Here is a 10,479-nt window from a genome sequence, read left to right as displayed (position 1 = left end):
CGGTAATGATAGGTCAGCTCGGTCAGTTCTTCTTTTGCGCGCGTCAGGGTGGCCGGCAGGCCGGTGTGGGGATCATCGCCGGGGTGCTGGTCGGCCAGCTCCACGCTGTCTGGCAGGCTTGCCGAGGTAACCCGGATTCGTACCAGGTGCGGCTGTTGCACCGACAGGGCGGTGGGCAGCTCCCGGTGCGCCTGCGGAGCGGGCAGGCGGCGGGCGTGCCACAGATCCAGCAGCGCAATCACCAGGGCCAGGCCGCCCAGGGCCCACCACAGGGCCACGGCCAGCATGCCGGGTATGACCAGCAACGGCAGGGCCAGTAGCGCCCACAGGCCGGCGAGCAGGAGAAGACGCGGCGCCGGTTTCATTGCTTCGGCGCTTCCACCTGTTCCAGCAGTCGACCCAGGGCGGTTTCCGGAGTCTGGCCTTCGATTTCCGCATCGGCGCTGAGCTGGATACGGTGCCGCAGTACCGGGCGGGCCACCTGCTGTACATCGTCCGGGGTGACGAAGTCGCGGCCCTCGAACAGGGCCTGCACCCGGCTGGCCCGGGCCAGGGCGATGCTGGCGCGTGGGCTGGCGCCGTGACTCAAACCGCTGAAGTCCCGGGTGGCGCGAACGATGCGCAGGGCATAGTCGAGCACCTCGTCATCAATCAGCACGCTGTCGCTCAGGGTCTTCATGGCTTTCAGACCGGCGGCATCGGTGACGTGAGTCAGGCTTTCCACATCCAGGCTGGCGCGGATGGTGCCGTCCAGCACCATATTCACCAGGCGGGTTTCGTCCGCATGATCCGGGTAGTCGATCAGAACCTTGAACAGGAAGCGATCCAGTTCCGCTTCCGGCAGCGGGTAAGTGCCTTCCTGGTCCAGCGGGTTCTGGGTGGCCAGTACCATGTAGGGCTCATTCAGCGTAAATGCCTTGCCCTCGATGGTGATCTGCCGCTCCTGCATGACTTCCAGTAGTGCGGCCTGGGTCTTGGCCGGGGCCCGGTTGATTTCATCGGCTAGCAGCAGTTGCGTGAAGGCGGGACCACGGCGAATACGGAATTGCTCGCTTTTCTGGTCGTACATGGCGTGGCCGGTGACGTCCGTGGGCATCAGGTCCGGAGTGAACTGGATACGGTTGAAGTCCAGTTCCAGCACCTTGCCCAGGCTACGCACCAGCAGGGTCTTGCCGAGCCCGGGTACCCCCTCAATCAGCACATGGCCGCCGGATACCAGGGCAATCAGCACCTCGCGAACCACCTGCTGCTGACCGATCAGCACTTGATTGAGATGATGTTCAATATCCTGGGCCAGCTGGGTGGCGTCGGCCAGGGTGGTGGGCTGTGTCATGTTTCACTCCTTAGAGCCTGCAGCAGGCTTACTTGCTGGGTGAGCTGGTCGCGGTTTGCCGGTGGCTGTGTCAGCGCATGGTCCAGTTGTGCCACGGTGACCTTCAGATGCGTGGCGGCTCGTTCCAGGGCCTGCTGGCGCTGGTGATGGTAACGGTTAAGTCGGGCTTGTGCCTGCTGACGCAAGGCGGTGAGCAGGGTGTCCTGCTGTTCGGTGCGCCACTGGAAATAGCCACTGGCGTGCAGATGCTGGAGGTAATCCCGGTTGTTGTCTTCGGCCACCGGCTGAATCGGGCCGCGGCGGGGAATTCGTGACCATAACCACAGGCCAACCAGCAGCAGCAGGGCGGTTCCCAGTTCCGGGGCGCGCAGCCATAACCATTGCAGTAGTGGCGGCATGGCCACGGAGCGCACGAACCAGACCGGCTGGTTGCCGGTGAGCCAGGCCAGCAGCCAGGCGTGGTCGAAATAATGCAGATTCTGGTTGTCCCACAGCCCAAGGTCGGTGAGCACGGTGACCTGGCCGTCGCCCAGGGATAGCTGGACCAGCTGGCTGCCGTAATCGTTGTCCGCATAGGCGCTCACTTCCACCGGCCACTCGGGGAGAAATTCTGCCGGGGTGTCTTCCTCGTTCCAGCTGTCGTGCCAGAGCACGTGTTGGCTATGCAGCTGGATGCGACGGGAGGGCTGGTCATCGCCGGCATGCAGCAGCAGGGGCTCCGGTTGTGGCGGGGCCTCACAGGCCAGCGCCTCGCAGGTTTCACGGAGTTCGTCGTTGTCGGTGAGCAGACAGTATTGCAAGGGGTTGCCGGCGAAGGCGGGCAGGGCGTCGAGCAATTCGAAAAAGGGATCCAGCTCTTCGTCGTCGGTTTCCTGCTCGCTTTTCCAGACGGTGATGCCGAGGTTGTAAAGCAGAGGATCGTTGTCCTGCCACTCCATCTCGGTGGCGGTATCTTCGTCCCGGGACTTTGGTAATGGGCGTGCCTCGACGATCAGTTCGCCGCCTGCTTCCACCCATTGTAATAGTGAGCGGACCTGACTGTGGTTGAGCAGCCCGCGTTGCTTGTCGATGACCAGGGTAGTGGCTTCTTCCGGCAACGGAAACAGGGCGGCGGCACTGAGTACCCGTTTACTGGGCTGGCCCCGTTGTGCCAGCCAGTCCTGGGCGGCGCTGTAGGGGTTGCGCTGAATGGCGCTGTCAGGGGCCGCTCGCTGGATCACAGTGACCGGCTCGGTCAGTGCGTAGTAGGCGATCATCAGTGCCACCACCAACAGGGCACCGAGCCAGGGGAGCTTTCTACGCATGAGCAGCCTCCTCTGTGCTGATCTGCTCCCAGTCAGCCAGCAGGGTGCGTACTGCATCGGTATCCACCGGACGATGGGCCCAGGCGGTGCTGATCCAGGCCTGGGTCAGGCGTTGCAGATAGAGAATCGGTAAGGGTTCACCATGGGTGGCCTTGAGGTTGCGCAGGCATTGCTGCTCGGTACTTCCAGCGGCCAGTGCCACCGGATAGCGGCGCAGCAGGTTGGCCAGGGCACTGCGCAGCATCAGCGAGAGGGCCAGGCGAATGTCGTTGGCGGCCAGTGCGGTTTCCACCGCCTGGCGCAGGTTTTTCGGCAGGCTCTGGCGGCGAATGTCCATGCCGGCCACATGGGTGGGAATCACCGGGGTGTTATCCCGATTGCGGCTTCCCAGCCCCAACTGATCCAGGACCTTGATCAGCAACCAGATCGCCAGCCCGGCGAACAGGGTCCAGAACAGTATCCACAGCACCGCATCGGGGATGTCGAAGGGCCGGGAGGACGGTTCCGGTTTCTCATCATCGTCCAGGTTATCGAAGAAGTGTTTCCAGAATTCTTCCAGCCAGCTGTTGTTGCCGTCATCCCGGTTTTTCCATTGTCGTTCGGTTCGCTCTTCGAAGGGCATGTAGTCCGGCCCGGCCAGCAGCTCGATGACCTGCTGTTGCTCTTCATTACGGGGGGCGGGTTGGGCTGTTGCCGGTTCCGGCAGGGGCAGCAACAGGGCCAGCAGCATCAGCACGGTGGCGCCGGTGCGGGTTGCCCGGTGGCGACCAAGGCGGGTCAGCCCCAGTTGCAAGTCCCAGCCTTCCAGCCAGGTGCGCTTGTTCAGATAGAGGGCAAAGCCACACGCCACGTAGAGCGGTTCGGTGACACACATGACCAAGTACAGGGTGGCGCTGGCAATGGCCATCTGCAGCGCGCTCTGATCGTAGAACCAGTCGCTCCACTCCAGGCTGAACTGCCAGGGCACCAGGGTATAAAGCAGTACCATCAGTCCCATGGCCATGAACTGCTCCAGGTGCAGTACCACGATGGTCATGATTCCGGCCCGGTTGGAGGGGTAGCTGTTCAGTGCCCGTAAACGCTGGCTGAGTTGTTCCCCTTTGGCGCCTTCCAGCTGCCAGACGCAGGTGTTGAAACTCCGGGCCGGGCTGAAACGTCGCCAGGTGAGCTGGCTGGCCAGGCCGGGCAGGGCGTACTGGCGCCAGCGCTGGAACAGTTGCTTGAGGGTGAGGGTTTCCGCAAACAGGGCGTGGCTGTACCAGGCCAGTAACGGACGCTCCCAGAGTGGCTTGAGCCACCAGAACAGGAACAGCGGCCACAGGGTGTCTGCCAGCAGCGACCAGCCAAGCATTAGCCCGAAAGGCACCAGCGTGAACGCCAGCCATACCCATAGCATCGGCGCGGCCCATTGCCGATACAGTTTTGTACCCAGGTCCACCGCCTGCCAGGGGCTACGCGGTGCCAGGCGGGCGCTAGCCTTTTCCAGCTCCACGTTGACGTCCCCCGAAGAATAGATAGAGATAAAGCAGTGCCCAGCAGGTGGCACCGACGCTGTATTTTATGGTGGCGTCGAAGTCTCTGGGTGACCAGAAGGCTTCGATGAAAGCGGCCAGCAGCAGCAGGGCGAAGACCCCGTACATGGTTGGCAACGCATCCCTGGCGGCCAGCCGCAGGGCATCCAGCCGCGACCATTGGCCCGGCGCGATAATCGACCAGCCAAGTCTCAGCCCGGCGCCCCCGGCCAGCACGATGGCGGTGAGTTCCGGGGCGCCGTGGGCGATCACAAAAGTAAAGAAGGCCTCATGGCCGCCGGTGTTGATCAGGTGGCCGGCGATGGCGCCAAAGAAACTGCCATTGAACAGCATGACAAAGATAGCACCCACGCCCAGCAGCAGGCCGCCAGCAAAGGTGCGAAAGGCAATGCCGATGTTGTTCTTGATGTAGTAACCGAACATCAACACATCATCTTCGCCCTCTCGCCCGGCATGGATGTCCGAGCTGGCAGCGTCCTCCGGCTGATACATAAGCTCCAGATCCGAGAGCATGGCTTCGTCCACCACGGTGTAGATCATCTCTGGCTGTTGCTGCACCAGAATCCAGGCCAGTGCGATGGACAGCACAAAGCTGAGCGCGCTGACCAGGTGCCACTTCCATTGCCGTCGAACCGCAGCGGGAAAGCCGCTGGCAAAAAACTCGCCAATGCGATCTGCCAGGGGCGGGTTGTAGCGGTATAGCTGACGGTGGGCGCGCAACACCAGGTTGTTCAGGTATTGCTGCAATTCCAGGCTGTAGGTGCGCTCACGGGCCAGCGCCAGTTGATGGCAAAGCTGGCGGTAATCCGCCACGAAGCGGTCCAGCGGCAGGCGTTTCTTGCGTGATACCCGTAGCGCTTCCATTTGCTCCAGCTGCTGTTCCAGTGAGTCCCACAGGGGGCGGTACTGTTGTTCGAAACGGGCCTGTTTCATTGGGCCCCCTCAAGCAGGTAACGGGTCACGGAGCGCAGACGTTGCAGTGCCAGCGGTGGGCTCAGTTCCGGGAACGCCAGTTGCGCCAGCTCCTGCTGGCGGGCTTCGGAAAACTGGTCCTGGCGTTCGTGGAAGGCCAGCAGGGCCAGTTGGTCCTGGGAACTGAGAGGCCAGTCCGGCGGATTGGCCGGGCCGTTGTGTTGCTTGCGGGTGGTCCCGGTTTGCTCGATATGGACGACCAGAGTATTGGCTGCCATGTCACCCAGGCGTTGGTAGCGTGGACTGATCAGGGTGGTGATGAAACCCAGCAGGTAAAACAGCGGGAAAGCATCGGCGGTGCGCAGCAGATTACGGATCAGGCTGCCGTTGAAACTGAGCGGGCTGCCGTTGGCGTGGACCACGGCAATCCCCATGGCTTTTTTGCCCGGGGTCTGGCCATGGCGCAGCGCTTCGAACAGGGTGGGGTAAAACCATTCCAGTGCAAAGCCGATGATCAACAGCAGGCCGATACCCATTTTGCCAAGCATGCCGAGTACGAAGGCCAGTACTGCAAAGATCAGCAAACGAAGGGTGAGGTCGATGCCATAGGCCATGGCCCGGGTTACCGGGCCTGCCAGGGAAAGGCTGAGCATGGCCCCTTCCGGTGTTTCGACCTCGAACCGTTCGTCAATCAGCATGTTGCCCCTGGCGAATCTGCAGCGCAGAGAACACGAACAGCATTACCGTCAGCGAGGTCTTGGCGATGGCCAGGGTGCGTATCGGCGGCGGGTCCAGCAGCTGGATGGCATAACCGCAGAAATAGAACAGCAGGATAAAGCACAGCCAGGTGGCCTGACGTTTGTTGCCACTGATAACGGCCGGCAGCATTAGCACCAGAGGGGCATAGAGAATGGCCGCAAAGATAATGCTGGAAACAATGTGTACATCAGGCGGTGCCAGGCTGAACAGCCCGGAGATGCCGACAAACAATAACAGCGCGTAGCTGATACGCAGAAGCAGGAGATTCATGTTCAGGCCTTGAGTTGACGGGTGAGGGTAGCCAGGCGTTTGCCCAGCGCCCTTGCCAGAGAGATTTCATGGTCGGTCAGCGACGGGTCTGAATCGGTGCCGGCAACGTGGGTTGGACCATAGGGAGTGCCGCCACTGCGAGTATCCAGCAGCGCTTGTTCGGAATAGGGCACCCCGGTAATCACCATGCCGTGATGCAGTAGAGGGGTCATCATGGATAGCAGGGTGCTTTCCTGGCCGCCGTGCAGGCTGCTGGTGGAACAGAACACGCCGGCGGGTTTGCCGATAAGAGTGCCTTTCATCCACAGATCGCTGGTCTGGTCGACAAAGTATTTCAGGGGTGCCGCCATATTGCCGAAGCGGGTGGGCGACCCCAGCGCCAGACCACTGCATCCGGCCAGGTCGTCCAGGCTGGCGTAGGGAGCACCCTGTTCCGGTATGGCGGGTTCGCTGGCTTCACAGTTGGCAGAGACTGCCGGCACCGTGCGCAGTCGCGCCTCCATGCCGGTGCTTTCGATACCGCGGGCTACCTGTTGTGCCAGATTGGCCACACTGCCATTGCGGCTGTAGTAAAGCACCAATACATAATCCGTCATGATGGTGTCAGTCCAGCAGGTTAAGGGCGTTTTCCGGCGGGCGGCCCAGTGCGGCCTTGTTGCCCCGTACCACGATGGGACGCTCAATCAGTTTCGGATACTGGATCATCGCTGCTATGACAGCATCGTCGCTGCTTTCCGCTGACAAGCCGGCCGTTTTATAGTCGACTTCCTTGTTACGTACCAGATCATGCGCCCTGGTGAAGCCAAGTTTCTTGATCAGGGTTTTCAGGGTGGCGGCATCCGGGGTGTCGTCCAGGTATTTTATGATGGTGGGCTGGATGCCGTTCTCTTCCAGCAATGCCAGCGTCTGGCGGGATTTTGAACAGCGCGGATTATGGAAGATGGTGTAGTCCGTCATGAGTTTTGCATATTCTGTGGATGAAGGTGCCATTGTAAGGCGCTTGAATCCGCTGGCAAGGAGAGGATGCCGATAGCATGGAAACTGATGAAGACGTTATTCCGGTCCGCGCCAGACTGGATTCCATTCGTGCTTTTTTTGCACTGCTGGTGCGTCAATTCAAGGAAGATGGGTGCCGGGAAAGCGCTGCCGCACTGACCTACACCACGCTCTTCGCCATCGTGCCGGTGATGACAGTGAGCTTTTCGGTGCTGGCCTCGGTGCCCGCGCTTAAAGGCAAGGGGGTTCAGCTCCAGCAATGGGCGTTTGAATACTTCGTGCCGTCGGCGGGCAATATGCTGCTGGAGCACCTGCAGTCGTTTGCCCGGCAAGCCACCAACCTGACCGGCCCGGGGGTGATTATTCTTATCATCACCTCGGTATTGATGCTGCGGACCATCGAGCAGACCGTGAACCGTATCTGGAAAGTCCGTAGCGCTCGCAAGGGACTCACCAGCCTGATGATGTACTGGGCAGTGTTGTCGCTGGGGCCCATCTGTCTGGGGGCAGGCTTGGCGATCTCTTCCTACCTCACCTCCCAGGCTATTTTCAGTGATACTGTGAATTATCTCGGAGGGATCAGGCTGTGGTTGTCGTTGCTGCCTTTTCTCTTTACCACGGCCATGCTTACCTTGATGTATACGGTGGTACCCAATACCAATGTGCCGCTACGCCAGGGCATACTGGGTGCGGCTTGCGCGGCGCTGCTGTTTGAGCTGGCGAAAAGCGCGTTTGCCTTTTTTATTCGCCAGACTCCCAGTTATGAAGTGGTGTACGGTGCCTTTGCGGCGGTACCGGTGTTCCTGCTATGGGTCTATATTTCCTGGATTATCGTGCTTGGCGGCGCGGAGCTGGTGCGTGCCCTGGTGGTATTTCAGGAACATCGACGCCAGGTTCCCAGAATGCATGCCTTGATGCGTTTGCTGCATGCTTTCTGGCTGCGTCAACAGCATGGCAAGGTACTGCGCAGCAAGGAAGTCCGTCAGGTGATGCGCGACTGCGGCGTGAGCCAGTGGGATGAATTCCGCAATCTGTTGATGGACGCCAGGCTGATACGGCGCACCGAGGAGGGCGGTTACATGTTATCCCGGGATCTGCGCAATCTGACTCTGGGGCAACTGGTGGCCATGCTGCCCTGGCCTGCCCATACTCAGCTGCGGGTGCGGCTGGGGAATGATGAAGCCGCCTGGGAGCGGACATTGAAGGACAAGATGGACCAGGCCCGTGACGGTATGATGGCGCCGCTGGATATGCCGCTGGATACACTCTTTCAACGTCGCGACAGTATTGGCGATGAGGAGGAGAGTCAGGAGAGGAATGATGGCGATCACTAAACATGTACTGGTGAGCGGTAGGGTTCAAGGGGTAGGCTACCGGGCCTGGACCCAACACCAAGCCAGCCTGCGAGATCTTGCCGGTTGGGTACGTAATTGTGATGACGGCCGTGTGGAAGCCATCTTGCACGGCCCGCCGGATGCGGTATCGGCGATGCTGGACGCTATGCGCCAGGGGCCGGCCATGGCCCGGGTGGATGAGGTGATCACCCGGGATTCAGAGGCGCCGCAGACCCGGTATTTTGAGGTAACTCGATGAAACAGGTTGAACTGGTTAACGGTGACTTGCGCTTCCCGGCCCTGATGGCTGGCAGCGGCGAGCCCGTGATTTTGCTGCATGGTTTTCCGGACACTTACGAAAACTGGGCGGTACAGATCAATGCCCTGGCGGCGGCCGGGTATACGGCGATTGCTCCGGCTCTGCGCGGTTATGCACCGAGCTGTCAGTCCGGGAGTGGTGATTATTCTGTTTATGCAGGGGTAGATGACCTGATGGTCTTCGCCGCTCAGCTGGGCGGCCGTGTTCATTTGATCGGCCATGACTGGGGCGCAGCGGTGGGCTATCTGGCCTGTGCCCAGTCTCCGGAAACCTTCTGCTCTTTCAGTGCCCTGGCGATCCCGCCCTTGAGGCGTATCCCCCAGGCACTGCTCAAAGTGCCCGAGCAAGTGCTGCTTAGCGGGTACATGCAATTTTTCCAGTTGCCGGTTGCACCGGAAGCCTGGCTCAAGCGTGGAGATCTCAGTGGTGTGGACACCCTGTGGCGGCGCTGGTCGCCGGATTGGGACCCCGGTCTCTATCTGGACAATGCCAAGCACACCCTGGCTGAACCGGGAGTTATCAAGGCTGCGCTGGGCTGGTACCGGGCCATGTTCAAGCTGTGGAAGAAGGATCAGCGCAAAGCCTTGAGCTGGCTGGGTCAGGATATTGCCACGCCCACCCAGATACTGATCGGCGAGAATGATGGCTGTATGAGCCCCAAACTGCTTGAACACACCCTGGTGGAGAGTGACTTCAGCGGGGGGGTGGAGTTGCAGATGATCGCCAATGCCGGGCACTTCCTGCACCTGGAGCAACCGGAGGTGATCAACGATCACCTGCTGCGTTTGCTCAACAATACCCGCTGCGACTGAATGAGCTACGAGCTACGCTCGTTGGATGGGGACAGGGTGGAAAGTCCCCAAGACCTTGGCATTTCTACGAAGCCGCTGTAGGAGCGCCTCTCGAGGCGCGAACCGAGCGGCGCGAGGCAATAAGGACGATTGTCCGTCATTCTTTCGGGAGCCTGTCGAGTTCTGCGATTCCTGATCGCCCTGCGGGCGATTTCCGCGCAAGCGCGGTTCGCACCTCAAGAGGTGCTCCTACGGGTGCCTTTGGTAGGGGCGTCTAGGTAAAATTCTCAGGCTTCACACTCTGCGCTATACTACGCGCCCCCAAATTGTCCCAGCAGGAGTAATCCCATGACGGTGATTCGCCAGGATGACCTGATTCAGAGCGTGGCCGATGCCTTGCAGTATATCTCTTACTACCATCCGGTGGATTTCATCCGCGCGGTGAAAGAAGCCTACGAGAAAGAAGAGAGCAAGGCCGCCAAGGACGCCATGGCGCAGATCCTGGTCAACTCCCGCATGGCGGCCATGGGCCGTCGCCCGATCTGCCAGGACACTGGTATCGTGACCGTGTTTGCCAAGGTGGGCATGAATGTCACTTTCGAAGGCGACATGAGCCTGGATGACATGATCAACGAAGGTGTACGCCGGGCCTACAACCACCCGGAAAACGTACTGCGCGCCTCGGTGCTGGCGGACCCGGACGGCAAACGTGCCAATACCAAGGACAATACCCCTGCGGTAATCAACTACTCCATCGTGCCCGGTGACACCCTGGAAATCGATGTGGCCGCCAAAGGTGGTGGTTCAGAAGCGAAATCCAAGTTCGCCATGCTCAACCCGTCCGATTCCGTGGTGGACTGGGTGCTGGAACAGATTCCCAAGATGGGGGCCGGCTGGTGTCCGCCAGGCATGCTCGGCATCGGCATCGG

The 10,479-nt window shown here is 60.6% G+C and carries 12 protein-coding genes and 1 pseudogene; 4 read left to right on the top strand and 9 right to left on the bottom strand.

The genetic code is table 11. The features are described 5' to 3' along the window. From HUJ17_RS13630 to arsC, 9 genes and pseudogenes are all read right to left on the bottom strand, one after another. A pseudogene (locus HUJ17_RS13630) lies at positions 1-365 on the bottom strand (DUF58 domain-containing protein); the annotation flags it as partial. Continuing rightward, on the bottom strand, positions 362-1,333 hold the full coding sequence (locus HUJ17_RS13625) for a MoxR family ATPase (RefSeq protein ID WP_290511202.1): 972 nt from the start codon (positions 1,331-1,333) through the stop codon (positions 362-364). The pseudogene HUJ17_RS13630 and the gene HUJ17_RS13625, both read right to left, overlap by 4 nt. After that, positions 1,330-2,637, bottom strand: coding sequence for a DUF4350 domain-containing protein (locus tag HUJ17_RS13620; protein WP_290511201.1), 1,308 nt, complete (start codon positions 2,635-2,637; stop codon positions 1,330-1,332). Before HUJ17_RS13620 ends, HUJ17_RS13625 begins: the two co-directional genes overlap by 4 nt. Continuing rightward, positions 2,630-4,129 carry a DUF4129 domain-containing protein gene (locus tag HUJ17_RS13615; RefSeq protein ID WP_290511200.1) on the bottom strand — a complete coding sequence of 500 codons (1,500 nt, stop codon included), beginning with the start codon at positions 4,127-4,129 and terminating at the stop codon, positions 2,630-2,632. Before HUJ17_RS13615 ends, HUJ17_RS13620 begins: the two co-directional genes overlap by 8 nt. Next, a complete protein-coding gene (locus tag HUJ17_RS13610) occupies positions 4,110-5,102 on the bottom strand; it encodes a stage II sporulation protein M (RefSeq protein WP_290511199.1) in 993 nt (330 codons plus the stop codon). Before HUJ17_RS13610 ends, HUJ17_RS13615 begins: the two co-directional genes overlap by 20 nt. Next, entirely contained in the window at positions 5,099-5,779 is a 681-nt protein-coding gene (locus tag HUJ17_RS13605; protein ID WP_290511198.1) for an RDD family protein, read from the bottom strand. The genes HUJ17_RS13610 and HUJ17_RS13605 overlap by 4 nt, the downstream gene beginning before the upstream one ends. After that, entirely contained in the window at positions 5,769-6,110 is a 342-nt protein-coding gene (locus HUJ17_RS13600) for a DUF2069 domain-containing protein (RefSeq protein ID WP_290511197.1), read from the bottom strand. The genes HUJ17_RS13605 and HUJ17_RS13600 overlap by 11 nt, the downstream gene beginning before the upstream one ends. Positions 6,111-6,112: 2 nt before the next feature. Then, a complete protein-coding gene (wrbA, locus tag HUJ17_RS13595) occupies positions 6,113-6,706 on the bottom strand; it encodes an NAD(P)H:quinone oxidoreductase (RefSeq protein ID WP_290511196.1) in 594 nt (197 codons plus the stop codon). Between the two features lie 7 nt (positions 6,707-6,713). After that, complete coding sequence (arsC, locus tag HUJ17_RS13590) at positions 6,714-7,067, bottom strand: arsenate reductase (glutaredoxin) (protein ID WP_290511195.1); 354 nt, start codon at positions 7,065-7,067, stop codon at positions 6,714-6,716. 77 nt (positions 7,068-7,144) lie between these two features. On the opposite strand from arsC, the gene HUJ17_RS13585 reads away from it, so the two are divergent. From HUJ17_RS13585 to HUJ17_RS13570, 4 genes are all read left to right on the top strand, one after another. Then, entirely contained in the window at positions 7,145-8,440 is a 1,296-nt protein-coding gene (locus HUJ17_RS13585) for a YihY family inner membrane protein (RefSeq protein ID WP_290511194.1), read from the top strand. After that, complete coding sequence (locus HUJ17_RS13580; RefSeq protein WP_366144918.1) at positions 8,427-8,699, top strand: acylphosphatase; 273 nt, start codon at positions 8,427-8,429, stop codon at positions 8,697-8,699. Before HUJ17_RS13585 ends, HUJ17_RS13580 begins: the two co-directional genes overlap by 14 nt. Beyond that, positions 8,696-9,571: an alpha/beta hydrolase gene (locus tag HUJ17_RS13575; RefSeq protein ID WP_290511192.1), complete on the top strand. Its 876-nt coding sequence runs from the start codon at positions 8,696-8,698 to the stop codon at positions 9,569-9,571. Before HUJ17_RS13580 ends, HUJ17_RS13575 begins: the two co-directional genes overlap by 4 nt. 327 nt (positions 9,572-9,898) lie before the next feature. Further along, the coding region (locus HUJ17_RS13570; protein WP_290511191.1) for a fumarate hydratase at positions 9,899-10,479 on the top strand (581 nt) is incomplete at its 3' end.

Origin of the sequence: Alcanivorax sp., from assembly GCF_014762765.1 — a bacterium.
Lineage (GTDB): Bacteria > Pseudomonadota > Gammaproteobacteria > Pseudomonadales > Alcanivoracaceae > Alcanivorax.
Note: the sequence above shows the minus strand (reverse complement) of the source record. Positions and strands in the feature narration are given on the sequence as shown.

What these genes read in the sequence shown, in the direction of transcription:
- HUJ17_RS13625 (WP_290511202.1), bottom strand. Translation starts at nt 1,333, where the DNA reads ATGACACAGCCCACCACCCTGGCCGACGCCACCCAGCTGGCCCAGGAT.
- HUJ17_RS13620 (WP_290511201.1), bottom strand. Translation starts at nt 2,637, where the DNA reads ATGCGTAGAAAGCTCCCCTGGCTCGGTGCCCTGTTGGTGGTGGCACTG.
- HUJ17_RS13610 (WP_290511199.1), bottom strand. Translation starts at nt 5,102, where the DNA reads ATGAAACAGGCCCGTTTCGAACAACAGTACCGCCCCCTGTGGGACTCA.
- HUJ17_RS13605 (WP_290511198.1), bottom strand. Translation starts at nt 5,779, where the DNA reads ATGCTGATTGACGAACGGTTCGAGGTCGAAACACCGGAAGGGGCCATG.
- HUJ17_RS13600 (WP_290511197.1), bottom strand. Translation starts at nt 6,110, where the DNA reads ATGAATCTCCTGCTTCTGCGTATCAGCTACGCGCTGTTATTGTTTGTC.
- wrbA (WP_290511196.1), bottom strand. Translation starts at nt 6,706, where the DNA reads ATGACGGATTATGTATTGGTGCTTTACTACAGCCGCAATGGCAGTGTG.
- arsC (WP_290511195.1), bottom strand. Translation starts at nt 7,067, where the DNA reads ATGACGGACTACACCATCTTCCATAATCCGCGCTGTTCAAAATCCCGC.
- HUJ17_RS13585 (WP_290511194.1), top strand. Translation starts at nt 7,145, where the DNA reads ATGGAAACTGATGAAGACGTTATTCCGGTCCGCGCCAGACTGGATTCC.
- HUJ17_RS13580 (WP_366144918.1), top strand. Translation starts at nt 8,427, where the DNA reads ATGGCGATCACTAAACATGTACTGGTGAGCGGTAGGGTTCAAGGGGTA.
- HUJ17_RS13575 (WP_290511192.1), top strand. Translation starts at nt 8,696, where the DNA reads ATGAAACAGGTTGAACTGGTTAACGGTGACTTGCGCTTCCCGGCCCTG.